General features: G+C 65.0%; 21 protein-coding genes. 5 read left to right on the top strand and 16 right to left on the bottom strand.

The window, feature by feature from the left end:
* Positions 1-4 precede the first annotated feature (4 nt).
* From MFF56_RS14385 to MFF56_RS14340, 10 genes are all read right to left on the bottom strand, one after another.
* Positions 5-1,177, bottom strand: coding sequence for a hypothetical protein (locus MFF56_RS14385; RefSeq protein WP_238230193.1), 1,173 nt, complete (start codon positions 1,175-1,177; stop codon positions 5-7).
* A 110-nt stretch (positions 1,178-1,287) separates the two neighbouring features.
* On the bottom strand, positions 1,288-2,310 hold the full coding sequence (locus MFF56_RS14380; protein WP_238230192.1) for a class I SAM-dependent methyltransferase: 1,023 nt from the start codon (positions 2,308-2,310) through the stop codon (positions 1,288-1,290).
* A 362-nt stretch (positions 2,311-2,672) separates the two neighbouring features.
* Complete coding sequence (locus MFF56_RS14375) at positions 2,673-3,695, bottom strand: hypothetical protein (RefSeq protein ID WP_238230191.1); 1,023 nt, start codon at positions 3,693-3,695, stop codon at positions 2,673-2,675.
* 498 nt (positions 3,696-4,193) lie between these two features.
* Positions 4,194-4,514, bottom strand: a complete 321-nt coding sequence (locus tag MFF56_RS14370) for a DUF6634 family protein (RefSeq protein WP_081948535.1) — start codon at positions 4,512-4,514, stop codon at positions 4,194-4,196.
* Between the two features lie 328 nt (positions 4,515-4,842).
* Positions 4,843-5,598 carry a tyrosine-type recombinase/integrase gene (locus MFF56_RS14365; RefSeq protein ID WP_158713260.1) on the bottom strand — a complete coding sequence of 252 codons (756 nt, stop codon included), beginning with the start codon at positions 5,596-5,598 and terminating at the stop codon, positions 4,843-4,845.
* Positions 5,595-7,001: a tyrosine-type recombinase/integrase gene (locus MFF56_RS14360; protein WP_081948537.1), complete on the bottom strand. Its 1,407-nt coding sequence runs from the start codon at positions 6,999-7,001 to the stop codon at positions 5,595-5,597. Before MFF56_RS14360 ends, MFF56_RS14365 begins: the two co-directional genes overlap by 4 nt.
* 630 nt (positions 7,002-7,631) lie before the next feature.
* Positions 7,632-8,399 carry a GIY-YIG nuclease family protein gene (locus MFF56_RS14355; RefSeq protein ID WP_139239451.1) on the bottom strand — a complete coding sequence of 256 codons (768 nt, stop codon included), beginning with the start codon at positions 8,397-8,399 and terminating at the stop codon, positions 7,632-7,634.
* 272 nt (positions 8,400-8,671) lie between these two features.
* Entirely contained in the window at positions 8,672-10,717 is a 2,046-nt protein-coding gene (locus MFF56_RS14350) for an AAA family ATPase (RefSeq protein ID WP_051975897.1), read from the bottom strand.
* Positions 10,714-11,448, bottom strand: a complete 735-nt coding sequence (locus MFF56_RS14345) for a hypothetical protein (protein WP_043378406.1) — start codon at positions 11,446-11,448, stop codon at positions 10,714-10,716. Before MFF56_RS14345 ends, MFF56_RS14350 begins: the two co-directional genes overlap by 4 nt.
* A gap of 163 nt (positions 11,449-11,611) precedes the next feature.
* Positions 11,612-12,040 (bottom strand): hypothetical protein, encoded by a 429-nt coding sequence (locus MFF56_RS14340; RefSeq protein WP_043378410.1) that lies wholly within the window; start codon positions 12,038-12,040, stop codon positions 11,612-11,614.
* Here MFF56_RS14340 and MFF56_RS14335 point away from each other — a divergent pair.
* Positions 12,024-12,602, top strand: coding sequence for a helix-turn-helix domain-containing protein (locus tag MFF56_RS14335; RefSeq protein ID WP_179239979.1), 579 nt, complete (start codon positions 12,024-12,026; stop codon positions 12,600-12,602). The two genes, MFF56_RS14340 and MFF56_RS14335, sit on opposite strands and share 17 nt — an antisense overlap.
* A gap of 470 nt (positions 12,603-13,072) precedes the next feature.
* Positions 13,073-13,516: a TetR/AcrR family transcriptional regulator C-terminal domain-containing protein gene (locus MFF56_RS14330; protein WP_051975898.1), complete on the top strand. Its 444-nt coding sequence runs from the start codon at positions 13,073-13,075 to the stop codon at positions 13,514-13,516.
* Positions 13,517-13,842: 326 nt separating this feature from the next.
* Here MFF56_RS14330 and MFF56_RS14325 read toward each other — a convergent pair whose 3' ends face one another.
* The 5 genes from MFF56_RS14325 to MFF56_RS14305 all read right to left on the bottom strand — a co-directional run bounded on the left by MFF56_RS14325 (position 13,843) and on the right by MFF56_RS14305 (position 21,127).
* The gene (locus tag MFF56_RS14325) at positions 13,843-15,672 is read right to left on the bottom strand and encodes an ATP-dependent helicase (RefSeq protein ID WP_043378413.1); all 1,830 of its coding nucleotides are present in this window, start codon (positions 15,670-15,672) and stop codon (positions 13,843-13,845) included.
* Positions 15,638-17,422 carry an ATP-dependent nuclease gene (locus MFF56_RS14320; RefSeq protein ID WP_043378416.1) on the bottom strand — a complete coding sequence of 595 codons (1,785 nt, stop codon included), beginning with the start codon at positions 17,420-17,422 and terminating at the stop codon, positions 15,638-15,640. Before MFF56_RS14320 ends, MFF56_RS14325 begins: the two co-directional genes overlap by 35 nt.
* A gap of 53 nt (positions 17,423-17,475) precedes the next feature.
* A complete protein-coding gene (locus tag MFF56_RS14315) occupies positions 17,476-18,396 on the bottom strand; it encodes a restriction endonuclease (RefSeq protein ID WP_043378421.1) in 921 nt (306 codons plus the stop codon).
* A gap of 1,043 nt (positions 18,397-19,439) precedes the next feature.
* The gene (locus MFF56_RS14310; protein WP_043378424.1) at positions 19,440-20,462 is read right to left on the bottom strand and encodes an IS110 family RNA-guided transposase; all 1,023 of its coding nucleotides are present in this window, start codon (positions 20,460-20,462) and stop codon (positions 19,440-19,442) included.
* Positions 20,463-20,611: 149 nt separating this feature from the next.
* Positions 20,612-21,127 (bottom strand): metallophosphoesterase, encoded by a 516-nt coding sequence (locus MFF56_RS14305; RefSeq protein ID WP_043378427.1) that lies wholly within the window; start codon positions 21,125-21,127, stop codon positions 20,612-20,614.
* Positions 21,128-21,249: 122 nt separating this feature from the next.
* Between MFF56_RS14305 and MFF56_RS14300 the strand changes: the two genes are divergently transcribed.
* The 3 genes from MFF56_RS14300 (at position 21,250) to MFF56_RS14290 (ending at position 23,494) form a co-directional block, all read left to right on the top strand.
* Positions 21,250-21,492, top strand: a complete 243-nt coding sequence (locus tag MFF56_RS14300; protein WP_043378430.1) for a helix-turn-helix domain-containing protein — start codon at positions 21,250-21,252, stop codon at positions 21,490-21,492.
* 173 nt (positions 21,493-21,665) lie between these two features.
* Positions 21,666-22,820 carry a nucleoside triphosphate pyrophosphohydrolase family protein gene (locus tag MFF56_RS14295; protein ID WP_230365903.1) on the top strand — a complete coding sequence of 385 codons (1,155 nt, stop codon included), beginning with the start codon at positions 21,666-21,668 and terminating at the stop codon, positions 22,818-22,820.
* A gap of 107 nt (positions 22,821-22,927) precedes the next feature.
* The gene (locus MFF56_RS14290) at positions 22,928-23,494 is read left to right on the top strand and encodes a uracil-DNA glycosylase (RefSeq protein ID WP_230365902.1); all 567 of its coding nucleotides are present in this window, start codon (positions 22,928-22,930) and stop codon (positions 23,492-23,494) included.
* A 102-nt stretch (positions 23,495-23,596) separates the two neighbouring features.
* Here MFF56_RS14290 and MFF56_RS14285 read toward each other — a convergent pair whose 3' ends face one another.
* Positions 23,597-24,319, bottom strand: a complete 723-nt coding sequence (locus tag MFF56_RS14285; RefSeq protein WP_206406839.1) for a hypothetical protein — start codon at positions 24,317-24,319, stop codon at positions 23,597-23,599.
* Between the last annotated feature and the right edge of the window lie 8 nt (positions 24,320-24,327).

The raw sequence follows: 24,327 nt of genomic DNA, 5'->3' as shown, positions 1-24,327 counted from the left end.
GCGGCTACCGCAGCAGGTCGTCGTCGAAGGGTACGGAGACGACGAGGTTCGAGGGCAACTCACCTGCAGCCGTCGGCATCGTGCCGCTCTTGCCCCCCGTGCAGACGATCTCCGCGATCTTCCGGTCGCCCTTCCGGACGACGACGCCGGAACGCTGGGGGCGGGTGCTTTCGTCCTCGAACGCCACGTAGTCGTAGCCCTCCCGGGAGAAGCGCACGTACGAGAGCTCGCCCTTCGCCAACAGGGTGGCGCTCCCGTAGAAGCTGCCGCCGGTCCCGGGCTTCACGCTCCTGTGGGCCAGATCCAGCTTGGCCGGCGTGCCGGACCGGTACTCGATCCAGGAATGCGGCTTCTCGAACTTCTGCCCGGAGGTGCAGATCGAGTACTGCTTGGCTCCCGCCGAGCAGGTGAACACCTCTCCCTCTCCGAGCCCGCACAGACTGCCGGACGCGGCGGCCTTGGCGTTCTTGTCCCGCAGCTCCTTGTCCCCCTCGGCGATCTCGACCTTGAGCATCTCCGACATGCGCAGGCTCTTGAACCGGGCGGAGGCGGATTCCCGGGGGAACTGGACGTCGTCGATGCGCCAGCCCTCGGGCGTGCGGACGAGGTCGAAGGTGGTGGAGCGCGGCTTCGGCTTCTCCTCGACGAAGTTCCGGAACGTCACGATCCCGAGGGCGCGGCCCGGCCCGACGTCGTCGACTTCGATCTTCACGCCCCGGATGTCCCACTCCTGAGCCCCGATCCACGGGCTCGCACCGACGCTCTCGCTCTGCAGGATCTCGGATGCGCGGCGGGAGCGCAGGAGGAGGTCGGTCAGCTTGGGCGTGAACAGGCGGCCGAGATCGTCGTTCTCAAGCCAGAAGTCGCCTTCGCCGCCCTTGAAACGGGAGTAGACCCATTGGAGCGGGTCCTTCGGGCCGGCGAAGTCCTGGACCCGGGTGATCCTGGCGACCCCGACGAGCGTCTCGCCGCTGACCCTGCCGGTCAGATCGCAGAGGTCGTCCATCTTGCAGGCCGCGAACACCTTGTCGGCGACCGGGCCGCGCGTCGCGAAGGAGTACTTGCCGATGGCGGAATCGGAGGTGCCCGTCCTCACCACGCCCACGACGGTGGTCGGATGCGGGTTCGGGGACTGCGCCAAGGCCGGAACCGCCGCGAGGGCAGCAGTGATCGTCATGAGGGATGTCGGGCGCAGAATCATGGACGGGACTCCGGATCGTGCGACGTTTGTGCACTGGATCCGGCGTCGGCGCATCCGCGCCGACGCCCCCGTCCCCTGCCGAACGCTCAGGCGCGTTCGAGCTCCAGGTAGCCGACGCAGGAGACCGCGTCCTCGAAGTACCGACGGGAAGCGACGTCAACCTCCGAGATCTCGGCGGCGAAGCCTTCGATCTGCTCGCGGGTGCGGTAGATGAGGCTCCAGTTCATGTAGGCTTCCATGTACGCGGTCTCGACCCGGCCGCCGAGGAAGTTCGCCACGATGGCGCGGCCGCCCGGGTTGAGCAGGGCGAAGAGCTTGCGGGTCAGGCGCGCCGAGATGCGGTCGTCGAGGTAGTCGTAGAGGCCCGCCGCGTAGACGAGGTCGAAGGTACCGAGCGCGCGCTTGCCCGAGATGAAGTCGCGTACGCTGAGCTTCATCGGCTCGACGGCGGGCGAGATCGTCTTGGCGTAGCCCGCGACGACGGCGAGGCTGTTCTCGTCCTGGTCGGTGGCGAGCAGACGGCCGATGCGGCCCTCGCGGAGCGCGACGCTCACCTCGGCCTCGCGGAGATGGCCGCAGGCGACGACGAGGACCGAGGCGCCTGGGCGACGGGCCGCCGCGTCGTCGATGGCGCCGGCGAGGATCCCGCGGCGGAGCCGGACCGACTCGCACATGTCGGCATTGACCGTGTAGGCGTTGATCGCCCGCCCGATCTCGGATGCCGAAGCCACTCTGGCCGAGACGGCCTCGTGTCCGTACATGAGGTCGAGCAGGCCGGCGTCGCCCGGATAGCCGCGCGGCCGGGTGAAGGAATGGCTCGTGATCGGATCCTCCTGGAGGATGCCGAAGATGGCGTGCTCCCGGGCCAACGGCACCCCGCTGGCGAGCCAAGCCTCTTCGCCGATCCGGCTCCGGAAGCCGCCGAGAGCGTGCAACACATCGCGCGCGACCGCCGTGTGGCCCCGCGGTCCGACGTCGTGCGCGAAGCCGTCGAGCATGGTGAAGAGGTCGTTGCGGATGACGATCTCTCCTTCGGTCAGGACGCGTTCCGAAGGAATCGGCAGCACGACGGGCGGCGGGGCGGCGGACCCCGGGAGCACCGACGGCACAGGCGTCGACATCCTGCTGGTGCGCGAACGAAGGAGCGGTTGGGACGAACCGACCATGGGAGTTCTCCGGAAGGAACGCGCAGTTGGAATGCGCTCCTTCCGATTTACTCGACGTTAAGGATCCCGCCAAGGCGTAAAGGAATGATTAACCATGAAGGCCGCCGCGCAGGGCTCGTGAAGGAACCGCGATCCGCTGCGGACTTGCCCACCCCCCCCGAGGAACCGCGGCAGGGGATCGGACGCTGGGACGATCCGCTTCTCACGGGTCGCGACGGGTCGCGAATCCGAGCCCTCTGCACCGGCCGCCTTCCAGCCTCGCCTCTCGGCGCCGGAGGGGCCTCGTGGTCTTGCTCGGGCCTCGTCTACTCCGCGGCTGCGAGCTGCGGCTCCTCCATCTCGACGAGGTCCGGGGCATTCGGGTCGCCCGGCGCGGTTTCCCACCCGAGCGCGGGTATCGCGATGGTGCGCAGGTTCCTGAAGCCGCTCCGGACCGCGACGTGGCCCTTCCGCTCGAGGAACGAGATGAGGCCTCGGGCGCGGCCGGCCGACCGCGTACCGGAGATCCGTGCAACCGTCGCATCGGGCGGGCACGGGGCGCGGTTCATGGCGGCCTTGGCGAAAAGCAGGAAGATCGCGCGGTCCTCCAGCGGCACGCCCTCGGCGGCTGCCAGCGCCTGCTGCCAGCGCTCGTCGGTGGCGTCCATCGCGTCCGCACCCGCCTTGGCCATGGCCAGTAGACGTTTGAACTCGTCCCTGTTCGCGTTGCCCGGCACGCGACGGAACCGGCATGCGTAGGAGAACTCGTTGAAGAGCTTGGAATCGTCCGCGAAGGCGTTGTCGGGGTTGGCGACGATCGCCTGGACGATCTCGCGCAAGAGACCCTCCCGCTCCTCGGGTGGCATCGCCGGCGCCTCCGCGACTTCCTCGCCCGCGGACCGGCGCTCCGCGATGGATGCCAGCATGTCGTTCACGGAGGGGGGTGGCGGCATCGCCGCGCGGCGCTCCGCGGCCGGACGCGGCGCGCTGATCGGAACAGGCGCGAGCATCGCCTCGCGCTCCTCGTCCGAGACTTCGGTCGGGGGCGGGGTAAGCTTCGGAGTCGTGCCCAGGGCGCGTGTCTCCACGGAGGCAACGTTGACCTGAGTCGGGCGCCGGTATAATGCTGGCCCGAGGGCCATGAAGTTCCCGCGCCCCAGATCGCGGAACATTTCGGTGGACTTTCTGTCGAGACCTAGAAGGTCCCCAGCTCTCGCCATATCAATGTCCAGGAAAGTTGGCCCCATGAGGTAGATCGCGATCACGCAGAGCGGAACCGAGCCGAAAAATGGGTTTTGGCAATGGTTTTGGCAATTGGATGCCCCGTTCGTGCGTACGCGGGCCGGCAACCTCGGCCCGCGTCCGATCGACGTCCGGCCGCGCGATCCGAAGGAGTGGCGCGGCCGGGCGGACGGGCGACGGCACTTAAGCCCCATGCGGCCCGATCGGACGGGGCGCCCAACCTGAGCGTGCGCCGCCTCCCCGTATCTCATCCGCGACGGAACCATCGAAGCCTCATGAAGCGCCGGCCATTCTATGCGGCAGCAATCGCCACTTCGCGTCGGACGTCGTGCCCGGAGCCTCGTTCGCGCAATTCGCGATTCGGCGGCGGGTGCCGGGCGCGGCGCCGTCCGGCTTCCGATCGGCAACGGTCTCGGCCGAGCCGACCACGCTGGGCTGCCCACGCGTTCGCAGGCGACGTGGGCCCGCACGGAGAAGGGAATCGGGATCCCCAGGCGTCCGACCCGAGATGCAAACAGCCGGCTTCCGGAAGCCGCCGGCAAGGCCGGCAGGAGAACCGGCCAGGAGCGACCTGCAGCCACGATCGTCGCGCCGCCTAGCGGAGTTCAGTTGGCCCTTTCTCCCAGCCTGTAGAACCTCGACCTCGTGCGCGCGTAACCCAAGTCCGGTTCGAGCGTGAACAGTTCGCTGGTTCTGCAGAGTTCTCCGTCCGGTATGACAGGATGACCGAGCACGATGCCGACGAGGTGTGGCGCGGGAGCCAAGCGAAGCCTCCATTCCATCAGGAGTGGCGCATCCCTCAAATCGTCGGCACCGGGATGGTGGCCGCCGGCGATGCGTTCGAGATCCTCCGCCAACCGACGATGGCGGGCAGCGATGCGGGCGAGTTCGGGAAAAGGGCCAGGACCCTTGTGCAGGACCGACATGATCGATGTCCTTCGTTCCGACACCGTGGTCGGATGGGGGGCGACAGAGCGCATCGAGGTCGGCAGGATCGCGCCTCCGAACGCGGCGATGCGACATCGGCCATCGTCGGCCGTCGTCGGGACGGATCGTGCGGCAACTGGGCCCCGATCCTCCCGCGCGCGCCCGAAACTCGCACGGGCGCGATTCCTTTGATCGCGGCTCGAACGACGTCACCGAGCGGTCCCGTCCGAAGCCAGCGCCGGATCCCGGCGTGCGACTGCCGATCGCCTTCGGCGACACGGACTTCCGGGCGGCTTCGAAACCGACCGCCTCGCCGGAGATCGCCTTTCATCGTTGAGTCCCGACCTTCCAGGTCGACAGCCCGGGAGCCGGAACGGAATCCGGATCGTCCCCGGACCGAGATACCGGAGCTTCGCCGACCGACCGAGCCGCCGCCGAACCTGCGACTTCGTCGTAACGGGCGCCGAAGACGTGATGCCGATTGAGCAGGCGCAGTACGAAGTGCGGCGACCTCTGCCGCAGATAGAACTCCTCTCTCGAGCGTCGGGCCCGTCCGCCGCGCGCAGTCAGGTAGGCGACGAGATCCTCGGTCGCCTGGGCCCGCATGAGTGCCGCGGCGAAGGTGAGCCGCGCCGACCGGATCTGCGCACCCTTTCCGAGCGACCTGTCCCGAGCGCAGCGCGCGATCGCAGTCCTGAGATCGGCCGCGCCAAGTGGTTGCTTCGCCGACAACATGAACAGGCCGTTCCCGCCGGTCGCATATTTCCGGCGGTCGCGCATGTACGCTTCCAGAACGTTCCGGACGGGCTTGAGCAGCGGAACCGTTCTGGCGGCGTCCCGGCCGTGGATCGAGCGGCGCGCACCGACCACGATCGTCGCGATGCCGGCTTCTGTCCCGAGATCGTGAGGGTGGACGGCGCATAGCTCGTCCGGTCCTGCCCCTGTTCCTATGGAGACGGCCAGAGCAGCCGCAAGACAGCGTTGCGCTGAGGGAGGAACGTCCGGTCGTGCATGGACGACAGGATCGATCAGCGCCAGAGCGGTCGCCCTGTCGAACGGCAGAGCCGCGAACGACGGGATCATGGCGTACGTCGCCGGTTCGGTCGCTTGGACATGCGCCAATCGCGCGTCCATCTGTCACCACGACCATTGGATCTGCCGGGGTCGCTCGGCACCCGTAATGTGACGGGAGCTGCGGATGCATTGCTCCGGCGGTCCGGCGACACCTGCCGCTTTCGATGAGCGAATGCGTCCACGACCAACTCGTGGGAGTCGAGCGTATGCGAACCGTAGACGTTCTCGAGAGTTTCCACCGTCATCGAGAGGTAGTCCGCCGCAACCCAGATCGGCACCCCCTCGTTTTTCATCCAGTGCGCGCAAGTGTGCCGGAGAGTATGAGGGGTGATGCGCTCGGGGTCCAGTCCGGCGTCTTTGACGATCTGCTTGAAGGTTATTTGAATGTACGCATTGTAACCTGTACCATTTTGCTGATGGACGATGTTCAGAAGATCGCGCTTGTCGTCGTTCTCCTGCCAACGACGTATATGTGCCTGAAGCGATGTTGGGATTCTGCAAGGATTGCGGCTTTTCGAGGTATCGGCCTCGCGATCACCTCTGCGAAACAATGTCCTCAGATCGCCTGAAACGTATCCGGCCGAGTCGTTTTTCTTCCAGCGCAATCGGAGCACCGAGTCGTGCCGTGTTCCGGTCCAAGCTGCCAGCAATATGAAACGGGCGATCCCGGCACGTCGGCGCCGTGTGTAGGGATCCTTGATGACGAGACGGCCGCGAGCGTCGCGAATCCAGTCGTCCGCCTCGGGATCCCAACGACGCCCACGGCACGCTAGGAGGAGGCGGGCGACCTCGTCGTAGGTCAACCACTCGTCCCTAGGCTGAGCTTTCGGCGGAAGCTCGGCCTGTCTGATCGCGGTTAGGTTCTTCTCGCGCGCATAGCGCTGGATCGCCGAGTTCAAAACCTCGAGCTCTCTGCGAGCCGACTGTGTTCCGGTTACGCGGATCTTGGAAGAATCGGACTCCTTCGTCTGATTCTTCCAGCGCACACCCGTTCTGATGTTGCGGTATTCAACACTGGATTGCGCCGTGACATCGGACAGGTACTTTCCGCTCCAGTATTTTCGAAGTTCGGAAATGCAGAACAGGAGGTTCGTGCGATTGCGGATCTCTGCATCCGTCGCGCCCGCCTTTTCAGGGTTGGACGCCTCCATGTGGTCGAGGATGTCGTCGAGGGGAATCTCATCCGCATTGGATGGCGCCGCCGCCGTTCGCGGCCCTTTCGCTTTGTCCACCTTGTACTCGGAAAGCAGAAGATCAGCCTTCGTACCGTCGGGGTCATGCGGATCCCAGAACAGGCCCAGACTGAGCTGATTTTTTCCGTCGATGATATACCACATCCACGTTGAAGAATCCTGTTCGTCGCGCTTGCGCAACCAGAGCCGCGCACCCGCCTGTTTCCTTCTTCCAGCCATGGCCCGATCCCTTGCTTCGGTCAGCGGAACATCAAGGTGCAGTCGTTCTCGAGATGTTAACGGGAAGATCTTCTATTCCCTCCGCCGGACCTCGCTTTGGAGTCTGGTTGATGAGACCATAGTCTCACTTCTAAAAGCCGGCGGTAGAGATTCAGCGCGACTTACCAGGATCGATGGAGCAGCTTCGGCTTGCGACCCCGGCGGCGGGCGACGGACGGCACCTCCGCCTCTCGATCCGATCGCGGGCTCCTTCGGTCGTCCATGCTTTCGGCCGATCCGCACGTGTCCTTCGCATCCCGACGAAGCTGCGGCTCGAGAAGCGAGCGGACCGCCGAAGGCGTCGTGTAGAGCCTGCCTGCGATCGAAGCGGATGCGAGTTGACCGAGACGGACCGCCGAACGAAGCGATTTGACCGTCAGCGGGCCGTTCGGGAAGAACAGAGCGCGCGCCTCTTCGAGGGTCACGATCTCGTCGTCGGCCCATTGATCGACCGCCGGCCTTCCGACGAGGCGTCGAAGAGGATCCGCACGGTCGTCGATCCGGCCGCGGCTTGGACGCTCATGCCGCTGGCCGCGGTCTGCGGCCCGAGGCCGGTCGCCTCCGAACGCGTCCGGATCCGGGCCGGGAGCTTCAGAGTTCATCGATCGGCATCCAGGTGAGACGCGCGGACGCGGACGCCCCGCCGGTGACGAAGGCGGTCGCTTCGCGTGCGCTGCGGAAAGTGACGAAGGCGGCGACGGTGAGGTACCGCGCGTCGTCGCCGGGCACGAGGACGCCGGATCCGATCAGTTCGATCCGCTTCTCCCGCAACCACTGCGTGTTCGCGCATACGTCCGCGACGATCCGCGAGCCGGGCAGAAGCACGGTTTCACCGCCGCGCATCGTCGCGGTCGCCAGCGCGCCCCGCCAACGCATCGTATGTGTGGTTCGGACGAGACCGAGGGGATCGAGGCCGCGCGGGGCCATGACCACACGCGCGCCGATCGGCGCCTTCACCGGTTCGACCGCCGCGACGAGTCCCGGCATCGCCATGTCGAGGAGCGGGCGTAGATCTTCGGTCACCTGCGCCGCCGTGGCGATGTCGTGTTCCGTGGCCGTGAACCTCTCCGCGTCCTGCCTGTTCGCAATCGTCGCGAAACCATGGTTGGCGATCTCGTCGACGAACGCGCGCTGGAGGATCAGTCGAACGGTCTCGTTCATGATGCGCGGCCCGGTCGCGACGCACGCGTCCCAAACGAAATCGAGCGTCGGGTCAGCGGCGTGTGCGGCGAGACGCTCTTGAAGCATGCCCGATTCGCCGACTACAGCTCTGAGCTTCGTCGATTGCGGTGCCGGCATCCCGACCAGGATGTACAAGCCGGGACCAAGCATTGCAGGAAGGTCCAGCAGACGATCCATCGACCATATCGGACATGCATGGAGCGCGACGCCCGATGAGACGAACTCGAGTGAGACGTACCCTTCGTCCCGTGTGCCGGCCATCATTCCTCGGAACGGACGCGGACGTTTCTCCAGCATCGCGATTCCTCCTGCACATCATGTTGGGAGTCGCGATCGGTTCGTCGCGACGATCGCGCTACTTGGATCGGAAGGACCGACCGGTCGGCGACGCACCTCCGGTCGTCGACCGCATCGAGGACCGGCGGGTCGCGTCGCCGATCATCGGAACGTCAGCGGAGAAACTCCTCGACTTCGACCGAGGCGAGCGACCTTCGCGATTCGAGCATCTCGGCCAGTTCCAGGAGTCGTTCACGTCGGGTCCCCAGGAGGGCCAGCGCGGACTTCGCCGCCGACCGCAGCGCCCTCTCGACGAGAGTCCCCACCGCAGGGTCGACCATGCGTCCGCCATCCGCCGACAGCCGCCGGTCCAAACCCCAGCGGACGTGCATGTCGCGCGCGAGCGTCGTTGCGGCGAGGAGATCCGCCTCGGCTCCGGCGGAAGGGTCGCCGAACGCGAGTATCTCGGCCGCACGTCCCGCCATGAGAACGATGAGCATGTTCCGGAGCACGTGTCGGGTCACGACCCCGGGGGGCGCAAAGCCCATGTAGCCGCCCCCCCCGTGTCCGGGCGAGCGCAGGACCAGATCGCCGATCGACAGGCCGAGCGACCGCGCGGCTACGGCATGCCCGCATTCGTGGATCGCCACCCGTCTCTCGTCCTCGACTCGTGCGCGTCCGGCTGAGCCTGCGATCTCCACGAGGATATCGTTCTCGACGAGAGGCCGTCCGGCGCGGCGGGCCCGGCCTCTGGCGCGCCGCACCCAGGCGGCGCAGTCGGCGCCGGTTCCGCCCAACGCCTTTCGGGCAATGGGCCGAAGATCGGAGGCGACGAGATCCGATCCGAGATGGTGGCGCAGGATGGCGGGCAGTTCCTCGAGGGCGGGCCGGGCGATCGCGATCACCCGATCGAATCGTCCCGCTCTCAGGATCGCGGGATCGATCTGAGTGGCGTCGTTGGTCGCGCCGATCATCAGCACGCCGGCCCGGCCGCCATCGCCGTCGAGACATTCCAGGAAGCCGTTGATGACCTGGACCCCGTAGCTGCGGTTGTAATCCGCGAGTTTGCGGCGATCTCCGAAAGAGTCGAGCTCGTCGACGAGCGCGACGCAAGGCGCCATTTTTCGCGCCTCGCGGAAGAAGCCGATCATCGCCTTTAGCGTGGTCCCAAGGTGCGCTTCGCCTTCCGCCTGCCACTGTGCCAACGAACCTGCGATGAAAGGTACATCCGCTTCTCTCGCCAGTGCCGATGCGAAAATGGTCTTGCCGACGCCCGGCGGGCCGCTCAGTAGCGCACCGGGCTCGCAATCCGCCCAGGGCAGCTCACCTCTGCCGAACGCCGCCAGATCTGCCGCTGCAGCGATCCCCCATTCGGCCGCAGCGCCGTAACCCGATAGATGCGACAGACGCGGCGTAGGAGCGGCCGGCGGCTTCGAAACTCTGCGTTCCACGATCGCCCTGAGCCGGTCGATGGACCCGTCCGCTCCCCGGGAGGCATGCAGCGCGATCCGGAGATCCGTCGCGTCGACCCGCGCCGCGATCGAAGCAGGAACGGTCGTCTTCGGATCCGACCCGACGATCCGGGCTGCAATCATGGTCAAATCGTCGGGCTCGAGCGGGCCGAGCGGGATCCGCTCCTCCCACGATCGTTCCACTTCGAAGGGCAGCCGTGATCGGCCGGGGGCCGCGACGCAGATCAAGGCTTGGAAGTTCCGAAACGCTCGTCCGACGTCGACGCCCGGCGTCTCGGCTCTGATCCGAACGTCGTCGGACCGCCCCTTCACGACCACCGCCTGGCCGGCACTTCGCTGCATGCCGGGCGTTCGCTTCCATAGCGTGGATCCGGACCCGAAACCTCGTACGAGGACGTTCGTCATCGGTTCGAGCCAGCTGTCGTCGGGGCAATCCACGATGAGTACCGGCGAGCGCTCCCGGATCCGATCCAGTATCGCGGGGTCCCGCTCGATGGCGCGACCGAACAGGATCGCCGCTGCGATTTCGGCCGGGTCGTCGGGTAGGTGGGACGAAGAGGCACCCGGCTCGGCCTCGTCCGGGTCGACATCGACCGCTCGACGGCTAGAGTCGAGAAGCCGAAGCATCGCGAGGATGCCTGACGGGCGATCTTCCGCGAAGGCGACGCTTGTCGTCGGCCCGCCTTCCGCGGGCCGCTGCGTGCCCTTCGAACGGCCGAGGGACGGGATCGGACCCTGGCCGCTCATCTCGTTCCCCCGGTCGTTCCGACGAGTCCGGGACACGCGATTCCGATGAGAAAGAGGTGACGGCGGGCTTCGCGTGCGCGCTCCACCTCCCCGGCTGGAAAGTTGCATGACCACGGCGCGGCGGTTCGAACCTGCGTTCCGCCGTGCCGCAGCGCGTCCTCGATGCCGGCGACGGCCAGGGCCCGGCGCTGTGCCGAGAGAGGCAGCCCGCCCACCCAAACAACCTGCCGCTTCTCGGATGGATCCTGTCCGTGGTCTGCGCGCCTCTGATCGTCGAGCCGAAGTCGTGCCATGCTCACATCGATCGTAGGACGGCCGTTCGGATCCAGGCTGTGCACCAGCTGAAGCGTACCGCTTTCTGGAGGGCACAGACCGCACAGCAGGTCGAGATCGGCGAACCCGCTCCGAGCCACCCAGGCACAGCTCGCCCGGTCCTCGATTCTGATCGCGAAGCGCCCGAACACGTCACCGGCGAAAATGAATCGCTGGCCGTGAGGCCGCGCGTCGTGCGCACCGGCGGCTTCCGACCAGGGGCGCCCGATCTCGAAAGCATGACGCATCGCTAGTCTCGCCGCCGTGGCAGGCGTGAGGACCCGGCTTCGGGCGAGAGCCGACAACATGTCCACCGTCTCGTCGGCCACGCCGGTCAGATCGCGAAGTTCGATGGAGAGAGGCTGGCGCCCGGATACGGACTGCCGGCGCCGAAGTGCGGACGCCAGCTTCCGTGCCATGGTCGCGACTCTTCCTCGGTCGTTCGTGAGTCGTGGCATCGGTCGTCCGGTCGGGAACACGACGACGTTCTCGTTCCGCATGAGGCACCTGTCGGGTCCGGAAAGGTTCGATAGCGTTCGCGCGCCAGGATCGAAGCAAGCCGCTCGAAGGACGACGAAAGGGTCAGTCCAGGGAACGGGACGGCGAGAGGCTTCGCGGGTCGCGTCTGCACCCGGCCAAGCGGAGCAAGCCCCTTCCCGTGACGAGCACGACGCGTCGGCCGATACGGCGGGCGTCGCGCTTGACCGCGATCAGCCGACGTCTCAGATCCGGCCGCCGCCAGACGCGACCGGCCGCCGCCAGGACGATCACAGTTCCTTGGGCGCGCCGGACTGTTGCGTGCGCCAAGCCGTGGTCGGCGAGCTTCCTGTAGGATTGGATGTCCTCCAACCCCCTGGGAAGGACGGACAGGACGTCGTCGCGCGATCTCGCGACGATCTCGAGTTCGCGGGCCAATCGGATGCGCTCGCCCGCGATGCGGATGCTGCGACACAGGCTGTCATGGATGCCGCCGACGATGGCGTCACCAGATCCGGTGTACGACTTCGACATGGCACAATCTCCCGATCCGCCGAAGGAGCGGAGGAACAAGGCTGCCAAGTTTCGGGGTGCCGTCGCTTCCTCTCGCCTGCGGCGCCAAGGAAGCGCGTCGTCTTCGACAAGCATCGAAGGAATCGCCGTAGCAACGGCGTGGACCCATTTCGACGGACTTGCAGGTCGGCCAAAGATCAGGTCTTCTGGACAGACGCCTTCCGCAATTGGCGTTCCGGCTCCGTCTTCCAGCGATTCGCAGGCTGCACCAGAGATGCGTCCGCGTCAAGTATCTTCCGCGGCCAAAGTGGAAGCTTCGCAGATCCGAGGCGCCAGGGCGATGCTCGGCTGGACACAGAAGGAGCTCGCCGTCCGCTCCGGCGTCGCCAAGAGAAGTATCGCCGGACTGGAACTCGGTACCAGCACACCGAAGCCCGAAACCCTCGAGCGTTTGGTTGCCACGCTTTCGGCCGGCGGCATAGAATTCCGGAACGCCGACGCCGACGGTGTCGGCATCAAGCTTTTCAAAACTTCGAAGTTCGCCCACGGATCGAAGCCGCGGTTCGACGAGATGAAGGGCTGAGGTGATTTCGGTGTGGAATGCACCGGAATTTTCTCACCGCTCTCTGAACTGTCTCGTGTCGCCTGAGGCTGCGCGAGCGGCCAGTCGAGGAGCTTCGGCCTGAGGTGCAGCCCCAGACGACATCCCTCGTACCGTGCCCGCCTCGCGGTTGGCGGGCGCGCGGGGCCCCGAGCGAGCTCCGGATGGGGGCGGCATTCGCCGAGAGCCGCCGCTTTGATCCTCCGGTGAGCCTCCGCCCATCCGCACGCACGCTGGGGCAGCGCCGCTGTGGGCCAACTCCGATCCTTTCATAAACCGGAGGCGACTTCGTGCGTGCAGGACGGCAGGACGTCCATGATCCCGCGCGCGGCGGCCGATCAACGCCGCGCATTTCGTGCCGGCTGGGCAACCGCCGCGGCGAGCATCGGAAAGTGAATATGAAAGAAAACGCTATGTTCCTTTGAGGCCGAAGTATCGCGTCTGCGGCCGAAGTGCAGGCTCTCAAGGCGGCACCGCAGGAGGCGAAGGCTGTGCTGGACAAATTGAGCCGGTTCCTGCTCGCCTGCAGCCAGGATCCAGGATCGGCCACGCTCACGCACTACATCGTCGCGCAAGCGCTGCAGTTTCCCAACCTCGCGCGGCTCGCCTACGAGGAAGGATGGTTGGGTGGCGTGCGCGCGGTTGCACCGCTCCTGGAGGTCATGGCCGCACGGGGCCAGATCGCCGTCGACGACGTCGAGATCGCCGCGGACCTGTTCCTCAACCTTGTGCCCGGACGCAGTTCCAAGCAGGCGCTGTACGGCATCCAGGGCGACCCGGAGGCGCAGGAGAAGCGCTGTCGGGCAGCCGTCGCGCTCTTTCTCGCGGGCGTTCGCCCGCAGCGACAGGGACGGCCGCGACGAGCCGGAGTTCCGTCCCAGGCGGAACCGACGTGAACAGTCGCGTTCGTGAGCCGGTTCCGATCTGACCGCCAGCCCGTATCGACGGGTTTCAAGCTTCGCGCGAACAAATCGACCCGAGCCGTGTCGACAAACGTTAAAGGTCGGCGTTCGTGGTGATCTCGGCCTCTGCACGCGGGGCGGCATGCAGGGTACGCGGCGCGGTCGAGGTCTGGGCTGTCGGCGGAGTTCGTTGCCCGTTGCTCGCGCGGCCTCAGGCGCGGCGAGACAATCCGGAGGCCGGTCCGGTGCAGCTCATGCTTTCGGCAGGAATCCAGACAGCCGATCGGAACGGTGAGGACCGGTACAATTCGTCAGATCCTTCAGAGACCAACTCCCGCGTCCGAGTCATCGGCTTTACTCCTCTGGTATAGTTCGTTCACCCAGGGTGATTGTTGATTTTCTTGAAATATCAACCCAAGCTCTTTCCGTGGTCGGGTAACTCCCACATAGAACAGGCGGCGAGTCTCACGCAGGGCTCCGGCGGTCCTTTTGTCGCGTTCACTGGGAAAGTCTCGTGCATTCACGCCATACATGACTACGGCATCGAACTCCCTTCCCTTGACGCTGTGCAACGTGCTCAGATTGACGCGACCGGTTCCGCCCACGCGGCCGGCGAAATGGCCGAGCGGCATATCGAGACTCGAAGCCGGATCGGTGTTGGCGATCATCTCGACGCAGACATCCCACTCCTGCTCCGAATTACGGCCAATTGACCGCCAAGAGGATATCAGCTCGCGATCGAAGCGTTGCAGCCAAGCATGCGTGCCGTCGACATGTCCTATCGTCGATTGAAGGAAGCCGATGAGTTGCTCCGACAGAAATCGCTCTTCATCGGCGGTGGCGTGCCTGCCGAAGACGAGCAGCGATGCTCGATAGATCAGACGACTGTATCGCGGGTCCGCATCCCGCCAGCCCCCGACGACCCAGCGCGCACAGTCCTCGATGAAGCGAGCGAGACGCGAGCTACGTCGTACGAGCGCATTTCCATCCGTCCGCACGAAGGGAATGTCGGCTTGCTTCAGGGCGTCCGCGACTTTGTCGCCGAGGTATGCGGCTCGGTACAGCACGGCGATTTCGTCGAGCGGAATGCCTTTTTCCACGAGCTTGGGAACAACCGTCTCGGCGATCGCCCGCGCTTGCATATCGAGGCCCTGGGTCGTCGACCAGAAGGTGAGCTCGCCTTCGGGCGCGCCTGCACGTTCCCGGTAATCGCGCTCCTCGCCCAACGCGCCTAGGGAGGCGCGGACGATCTTCCTGCCGGACCGATAGTTGAAGCGCAATCTGATCGTTCGCACATCCGGTCGTTCGGTCAGGCCCTCGAGCAGTTCCGGGTTCGCTCCCGTGAAACCATATATCGACTGGTCCGCGTCGCCGACCGCGAACAATCGGATGCCTCCGCCGAAGCACGACAGGAGAACGAGCTCGTGCAGTGCATGGCCGAGATCCTGATATTCGTCGACGAACAGGATGGGAAAGCGGGCGCGAAGCGCGTCGCGTATCCAGTCATGCTCCTTGATCATGCGATAGGCCAGTAGTGGCATGTCATCGAAATCGATCAAGCCTTGCTGCCGAAGCTTGAACTCGTATGCTTCGATGAACATCGCGAGCTCCGGATTGCGTCCCCGCCACTCCGGTCGGGTGCGATCCACGTCCCGACGACGCTTCTCCGAGGCGAAGCTCCATCGGCGATGAGGGTCGTCCGTGCCGGCGATCGCGACCGCGTAGGCGGCTTCCACCGACGCGCGCATCTCGGCGCGCTTCGCGACCCGGAAATCGGCGGGCAGTCCGATCGGCACGCATCGGGCGTACGGCGCGATCACCTGGCTAAGCGCAAAGCCGTGAACCGTACCGACGAAGACGCGGTCGCCAGCTTCCATGCCGAGGCGCGCCAGCCGCATTTCGAGCTCAATCGCGCATTCGTTGTTGTAGGTGATGCATGCCACGCCGCGTGGTTCAACCACGTCCTCCGCCAGCGCGCGCGCCATTGCGGTAGTCAGCGTCTTGGTCTTTCCGCTGCCTGGGCCCGCCAGCACCACGCAATGCCCGGTCTCGCGTACGGCCGCCGACTGCTCCGGATTCGCGGCGAGTTCCTCGAGCGCCTGAAGAAGCAACCGACTACTGGACACGGCCGGCCACGAAGCGGATTGCATCGGTGATGTAGTCGGGTGGAGCCAGACCAACCGCCTTTTTCGCGAGCTTCGCGCTCAGCCGGCCTTTACCGATGTCCGCCACCATGGCCAGCAGCTGCGACGCGTCGACGGGGGCCGAGCCTGCCCTCCAGTTCGCTATGCGGGTGCTTCGGGTGGATCCGAAGCCCTGCTCATCGAGGATGTCGAGGAGAGGCTTCAGCAGCGACGGCGTATTCGCGACGGAGACTTCAAATGTCTGCTCGTTGAGAAAGATGCCGGCACCGGCCCAGGTCGATGCGAACGACACGAACTGGAGCGCCTCCCACGCTGTCCGCTGCGCGGGATGGATGGGCGGCTGCCCACGCACCTTCAGCACATCGCTCCAGAGATCGATCACACGCTTTTTTCCGAGCGGTTGTTTGGCACCATCCAAAGGATCCCAGTCGGTAATCACCGCGTAGGGCATGCCCAGAGCTTCGGCGAGCTTGACGTATGGACCGAAGTTCGTGCCGGCGACGTTGCACACCGTGATGCCGAGATCATCCAATACTTGTCCGAGAGCCGAGGCGAACACGGGAACCAGCGCCTCCTCGGCGTCGCCTTCGACGAATATCACGCCGCGGGCGAAGAGCAGCTCCGCTCGCGTGGCATCGAGGTAGTTCTCGAGATCGTCCAACTCGTCGGACGTCACCGGCAGGTTGGCAAGGGAGAATGCCTGCGTCGACCGGTTCCGTCCTTTCAGCTGGATGATCGACCGCAGCGGCGTGACCGCGGCGAGCGTCGGGGAATGGCTGGTGACGATCAATGCCTGTGCGGCATCCGCAGAAGCGAACAGCTTCTTGAAGACGGACCGCTGCAGCTGCGGGTGAAGGTGCGCCTCCGGTTCCTCGATGCACAGCAGGGAGAAGTTGCGCTCGTTCTTCCTCCGGCGCCATGCGAATTCGGCCAGCTTCAACGCCAGCAGGGCGACGTTGGCTGATCCAAGACTCGCCTCCGCGATGCCGCGCTTGCCGCCGTCGATGAACATCGCGATCGCCCGGAACAGTCGCAGCGGGTCGGACGGCGCGAATCCCAGACGTGGATCGATATCATGCGCTTCGCCGGAGAGATGAAGGATGCCGGCGCGCAGCTCGTTCTCCAGCACCTTGATCGTCGGAAACGCCTCCAGCGTCTTCGTGGCCTTGTCGAGATCGGCCGCGACCGCGGCGAGATCCTCGCGGGTCACGCTCGAAATCGCGTCCTCAAGAAGGGGGCGCAGTGGCGAACCTCTCCATGTGCCGAGATGCCCTTCGGCATCGCGCAACGCGTCGAGCACGTCGATTGCGATCCGGCGTCGAACCTTGCTGGGCACCGGCCGGGACTCCTCGCCGCCGCCGAACACGACAAATTCGAAGTCGTCGCTCGACTGCGGAATTCCAGCGACGTCGGCCTTCTTCCGGAAGATGTAGCTGAGTCGCGCAATCGTCGGATCGCCGGCGACACGATACTCCGTCAATAAGGCGAGCAGACCGAAATCGGTCGTGAATTCCGCGAAATCCAGATGGATTTCGATCGGACTGCCGTAGTCGGGCGCCGCACCATCCCAGAAGTCCGACATCTTGAGCTGACGCGCCGAGTCCGGAAGCGTAGGATCGAGAACCAAGCGTATCGCGAACAGGAGATTGCTCTTTCCGATGCGGTTTTCCCCCAGGATAACGATGTTTCCCGAGAGAGGGATATCGACCTGTAGAAAATTTCTGAAATTTCTTATGCTGAAATTACTCAACAGCATCCGCTTAGATCCGATTCTCTAAAGTGAAATAATTCAAGAGTAAGATCAGTAACCTAGAGCAGTCGCTTCCACAATAGGAAAAGACCACGGACCCGCTTGAAATACCTTCGGGTTTCCGACGCGTGCCTGATCTTTGCTGCGATGATATCCGGGATCGAGAGGCGCCGGGCCAGCGCTTCGTAGATATCCATTCCGTCTGCGAGAATGATCTTCCTGACTGTGAACGCCTGCAGACCGACTTCGGTGAATCCCGCGAAGCTAACGAAAAGACCGCGCGTCCATTTCGGACGTTCGTTCACCTTACCTTGAAAACCGCGCAAAGTACTGGCGTCGGTCTTCACGCGGTGCCACTTCGCCTCGAGCAGATACGTGTTGCCATTCAACTGGAACGAACCGTCGATCTGCTCGCCGACAACGGTGAAACCTCCGCGCGCATCCATGTCCCATGCGTTGTAGAGGTCCGTAAGTAGCCGCTCGAAATGGCGCCCTCGGGCCTGAGGATCATCCGACAATTCGTGAAGAGCAAGAAAGCGCTCCTCAAGTCGTCGCAACTCCTGCTCGTTCGAACGTAGTGCTTTCCGAGTGTTCGGCGGATTCGGATCGACGCCGCTCCGAACGATTTCGTAATCTGGAAGTAGAGGTCCGCCCAATCGCTCCACGATTAGGCTTAGACGCCGATGTGCATCGACGGCCATCTCGATCTGCTGGCTAGCGACTCGCTTCGTCTCACAGTATTCCCATAACGCGGCCAGTGCTCTTACGATCGCCCGCGGTTGCCCGACCGTCAAGAATGCGCGGAGGCGTTTACCCTTGCTGCCGCCATAGATCGCGTAGGCGCCATCATCGATATCGACCCCGACCTCCCGGTTGAAGAAATCCGCGAAAGTGTTGTTGGTAAAATCAACCACGTAGCCCGAGCTCATGCCGAACAGCTCGTCGACGAGAATTAGTTCGATTGGTCGAAGCTGCTCCATCCGTTCGACTATCCGCATGTTCGTGTGCAGCCCTGCTCCGTTCCGCGCTGTTCGCGGGACCTCCTTGCTGCGTCCGAGCCTGTGCGAACGGCCGGGCGACGCGCTTCGGCCGCAGACGCGGATTCGGGTGGCACACCGCGTAACCTGACGAGCTTGCGGCGCAAAGGGTTCGAGACCCCGAAGCGAGCCTCCGACGCGAGCGGTGCACAAGGAGTGTCGCTTCCGCCTCCCGACGGGCGGCGCCCGCTCCGACGTACATCCCGGAAGCCTGGTCGAGCGAGGCGCGTTCTACCGCTCTCCGGATTTCTGCGTGGAATGCATGAGCCGCTCCGAACCTGCCTTCGGACTGCCTCGCCTCGCATGAGATCGCGCGAGCGGCAGGGCCACGCGTTCGGTACCGCGCAGTTCATCGGCCGGCCCGGCTACCAGCGGAAGTCGGGAAAGCGGATTGTCAAAATCCGACAACGGACCGGGCGCTGTCAGCCTCCGAAAAGATTTCCGGCCCGGTCCCTGCCCGACGTCTCGCGATGAGGGGGCAGAAATCGCGAGACACGGCGGAGTGGCACAGGCTCCGAATTCGGCCCGCACCGATGACGAAAGGTGTTCAGTTCGCGCTATACGGCCAATGCAGCTCGGAGTTCGCGACACCTGCCACTTCGATCTCGTGTGCCAGCGCCTCATCACAATGGACCCGACCTCGCGGCGACAAACTAGCATACTGCGCCAACGAACTCGCTGGATGCGCCGGCTACGCGAGTTGGCAAGATGCGCCTGAACGTCCGTGTGTGGACGCCCCATCGGATTCAAGGGGGTGTTTGAGAGATCTGTGCGCGCAGGTTCAGGTGCTTCCGTGTGTCCGGCCTTTCGATGCAGCCATCCTCACGGCTGCTGGCCTGTATGGAGATCGCGGATCGGGTCCAAGTCGCTTTGGCGCGCTCGAGGCGCTTGGACGTTCACTGGTTTTCCCGACCCCGTCTTCTGACCGTTGCGCCATACCTCTCGCCTGACCTTCCCTGCCTCCCTGACGCCTCAGGCCGTGGCGGTCACGCCGTGGCCGGAGCTCTGTAGGAGCCGCCGCGGGCCATCAACGCCCAGACGATCCTCGCCATCTTGTTCGCCAGGGCGACGGTGATCAGCATGCGCGGCTTGCGCGACAGCATACCGGCCAACCACGCCCCAGCTTTGTCGGGAGCGCGCGCCGCGACCTTGGTCGCAGAACTCGCGCCCAGGATCAGCAACCGTCGCAAGCTGCGCTCGCCCATCTTAGTCGTTCGCCCCAGCCGCTCCTTGCCGCCGCTGGAGTGCTGCCGCGGGACGAGGCCGAGCCAGGCCGCAAAGTCGCGCCCGCGGCGGAAGGTACTGGCGGCCGGTGCCAGTGCCACCAGTGCGGTCGCGACCACCGGGCCGATACCCGGTACCGTCATCAGCCGCTTAGCCACGGCATCGTCCTTCGCACGCTGGGCGATCGCGCGGTCGAGGCGCGCGATCTGCGCTTGGAGCGCTTGCAGGCTGTCCGCGATGACGGCCAGGACCGGCCGTGCCTCGGCCGGAACGTCAGATGTGGGGTCGCGGACGATCGCGACGAGCTGGCCAACGTGCCCGGCCCCCTGGCGAACGACGTATCCAAACTCGGTGAGGTGCCCGCGCAGCGCGTTGATCAACTGGGTCCGCTGACGCACGAGCAGGTCGCGCGTACGGAACACCACTGCCGCAGCTTGAGCCTGCGCGCTCTTGCCCTGGACGAACCGCATCGTCGGGCGCTGCGCCGCCTCGCAAATCGCTTCCGCGTCGGCCATGTCGTTCTTCTGCCGCTTCACAAACGGCTTCACGTAGGCTGGTGGGATGAGCCGCGTGTCGTGACCTGCCACGGCTATCTCGCGCGCCCAGTAATGAGCACTGGCGCACGCCTCCATCGCGACCACGCATCGCGGAAGTGTCGAGAAGAACGCCAGCACCTGATCACGCCGCAGCTTCTTGCGGAACACGACTGCGCCACTCGGACCGGAGCCGTGAACTTGGAAAACCGATTTGGCCAGATCGATTCCGACCGTGCTAACCTCGCCCATGGACGCCTCCTGCAGTGGTGTCACAACACCTCCACTCTGGCACGCCGATGCCGTCAGGGGGCGTCCACCCCAACGCTCCCGGGAACGGCAAGGACCCGCTTCGACCGCGAGATCGGCCGGAGAGCGGCTCCACGTGCACCCGCGCCGCCTCACGAAGGTGGCGAAGCGGATTCGATCTTCCGGAGAATTTCGGGCAACGAAACCGGCCTGAAATTCCAAACGTCCACTCCGACGTCGCAGGTGGCTGGCAGGTTCGGCAAGGCTCCGTGGCTATGTCCATGCAAAGCCAGAGATCCGCGGCGGGATCCCCTCCACCCGCGCAATGCGTAATGGAACAGGACCAGCAGGCGGCCATTCGCGTCGATCTCGGCGTAGTGCTGCACCGAAGCCCAAGGCAGCGCCAGGGTTCTTCCACGGTCGTGGTTGCCGCGCACCAGATGGATCGCCCGACCGTGTAGGCGACCGAAGATCTCCGCCTGCCGATTGGGACCACAGCGGTAGGCGAAGTCGCCCAGATGCCAGACTTCGTCGCGGTCCTCGACGACGGCGTTCCAGCGTTCGATCATCGCCTCGTCCATCTCGGCCACGTCGGCGAATGGACGATGGCAGAAGCGGATGATGTTGGCGTGGCCGAAATGGTGATCTGCCGTGAACCAGAGGGTCATGGCTCCCTCCCCCATGCGCCTGCTGAGTCGCGATCGGCGCCCACTTAGAAAACCAGATTTTCTGATAATCTTCCATCCGGTCTAGCTGGCTGGTCGGCTTTCTCGATCCCGCCGACGGGCCAATGCCCAAGACCCTCAGAAGCGCACGTCATCGAAGATTGATCGAACTGCTCGTCGAAGCTCGTGAGCGATCAGGCCTGACTCAAAGCGAGCTCGCCTCGCGACTTGGCCGATATCAATCGGTCGTCGCCGCGATCGAAGGAGGGGGAAGGCGGATCGATCTGGTCGAGTTTCTCGAGATCGCGGACGCGTTGGAAATCGACGCGACGGTGGTCCTGAAGGCAGTTCGCGCGATCTCCCCCTGACGTCGGTTCAGCCCGACCAATCCTCGTCGAGGAACCCCAGGCCGGCGAAGGGCGGCTCGGGTTTGCAGCGATCGTATCGATTGCGACGGTCGCTGCGACGGCACCAGCGCCCATCGCGGATTCCGTCATTGTAGCTGGCGACAGGCTACGGCCGCACGGCTAGGATCCTCTCCATGACTGCGCCGATGGATGAATTCTCACCTCTCACGATCGCAGGCTACGCCTCGCTCGCCTCGTCCACCGACCAGCGAAGCGACGGTGGCTCGCTGGCGTTCCCTCTGCTCGGGCTCTTCGGGGAAACGGGCAGCCTTCTCAGCGAAGTCAAAAAGAAGCAACGTGATCGGGCCTCGTATCTCGGATACGCCAGCGCCGTCGTCGAAGAACTCGGCGATGTCCTCTGGTACGTGACCGCGGTCGCTTCACGCGGCGGACTCCGATTGGAGGAGATCTTCGCAAGCCCGACCCAGACCGGTGCGGCGACCTTCGCATCCCTCCAGCCCGCGATCATGCCGCATCAGGACGCGCCGAACGCGGCTTTCGAAAGGACGCTTCTCCAGCTTGCCAGCGAGGTCGGTGTGCTGCTCGCCGACCAGCACGAGGAGCGGCTCGGACAAGGCGATCTGCTTGCGGATCGGTTGAGATCGATCACACGGTCCCTGGTCGAGGCCGCCACCGAAGCGGGAGTGACGCTCGAGGCGGCGGCAGTGAAGAACCTGGAGAAGATCTTCGACAGGTGGCCGCACGAGCGCATCTATCCGGTGCCCCTCGATGCGCAGTCCGATCCGGCGGAGCAGCTGCCGCGAGACCTGTACGTCGACATCTTCGAGCGCGACGTCCGCGAGCGCAAATTCGTCTACCAGCGTTGCAACGGCATCAACATCGGCGACCGGCTGACGGACAACGCCATGCTTCAGGACGACTACCGCTTCCACGACGTCTTCCACTACGCCTACGTCGCCGTGCTCGGCTGGTCGCCGGTCGTCCGGGCCCTGCTCCGGGTGAAGCGCAAGAGCGCGCCGAAAGTGGACGAAGCGCAGGACGGCGCACGGGCGATCCTGATCGAGGAGGGGATCACGACCTGGATCTTCGGGCAGGCAGTGGACCTGGAATTGTTCGCCGGCGCTCGGCCCGGCGACATCCCGTTCGACCTCCTGAAGCACGTCCGCCAGTTCGCGGCGGGCTACGAGGCGGAGCGCTGCCCGCTTTGGATGTGGGAAGAAGCCATTCTTCAGGGCTATGCGGCTTTCCGCTTCCTGCGCGAACATCGGCGCGGGCGTATCCACATCGACATGGTCAACCACCGCCTCTCGATCGAGCACCTGCTTTGAGAACGCCCGCATCCTTCGCTGCAGCGCTCGCCGAAGTTCGGCTGCCCTCGGTCTTCAATCCGTACGGAGACGTCTGCCCGGAACATGATCGCGCCGATGCCGCCACCGTGCGTCGACGCAATCTCACGCGCTGCCTGGAAGCGGCGCTCGACGCCAACGTCGATACGATCTGGATCGCCCGCGACCTCGGATATCGCGGCGGCCGCCGGACCGGATTGCCCCTGACGGACGAGGTCCATCTCGAGCCGGCCGGCGCCCTTATGGGCGGCATCGACCTCAAGCGCGCCACCCGCGGTCCCGTCGTCGCCGAGCGCACCGCGGCGATCATCTGGCGTGTTCTCGCCCGGATAGGCGAGCCTGCGATCCTATGGAACGTCTTCCCGCTCCACCCACACGAGCCGAAGAACCCGTTCTCGAACCGATGCCACACCCGCGCCGAGCGCGACGCCACGTGGTGCCTCATGGAGGCCTTGATCGCGATGGTCGCGCCCAAGCGCATCGTCGCGATCGGGCGCGATGCGGCTCTGGCTCTTTCTGGTATCGACATCCCGCTCTCAGTCGTCCGCCACCCGAGCTACGGCGGACAGGCGGAGTTCATCTCTGGCGTGCATTCGCTCTACGGTGTCGCCCAGACGACCAAGGAGCGGCCGACGCCTGCGAGCCTGCCCTTCTGAACACGCATGCGGGCCTTGCGGAAGGGCTCCGGCGACTCCGTCCGAGACGATCGGCGGCGACGGGACGAACGTGGTCGCGGCGCCCCCTCGATCCGGCATCGGTCAGGCCGCGTATTTCTGGCCGGCATCCCGGACTCGGCTTAGAAGGGTCTTGATGTCGTTGCGACGGGTGCCCTTCGGCAAATCGACCTCAGCACGCGTGGAGACGATCGTGAGTTCGCCGAGATCGAGGCCCGTCTCACGGCAGACGAAATCCATCAGACGCCCAAGGCCGATGAGGTTTCCGAGCAATTTTTCAACGTAGAAGTGGTTACGATACATCGCCGTAAGCCCAAGCTTCTTTCCGCTGTTCTTCGCTCCGGGCACCACCTTGAAACTCAGGAAGCTGAGACATTGTCCTCCGTAGGGTGAATTGTCGACGTCGCGTGCCGCATCGAACAATGGAAGCTCGAATTTGTTGAGGGATTTGACTTTTTTGTCGTTGATCCGTCCGACGATATCCCAAAGCTGATTCGGGCTCTTCCCTTCCGGCACCGAAACGTCGATCATCCGCTCGAAGTAGTAGCCAGACCACCGCTCGTTGCGCCGAACCCTTCTCAACACCCGTTCCTGGAAGACGTCGAAGAAGGCCGGGGCACCGTATCGGTGGTAAAGACTGGCAGGGAAGATCGTGTTCGCCACGGTCCCGACCGCCTGTTGACCCTGTTGGCGGAGGAAGTCATCGACCAGAGCGACGCCTGGATCCTGCAGCGTCGTGTTCCTCGTCGGGTCCGCGATGTCGAGGACGACGTTGTAGGCGCAGTGGCTCGGCTGCGCTTCGACCATCCGTACGG

This window comes from Methylobacterium hispanicum (assembly GCF_022179285.1).
Taxonomy (GTDB): domain Bacteria; phylum Pseudomonadota; class Alphaproteobacteria; order Rhizobiales; family Beijerinckiaceae; genus Methylobacterium; species Methylobacterium hispanicum.
This window is presented reverse-complemented; position numbering and strand designations above follow the sequence as displayed.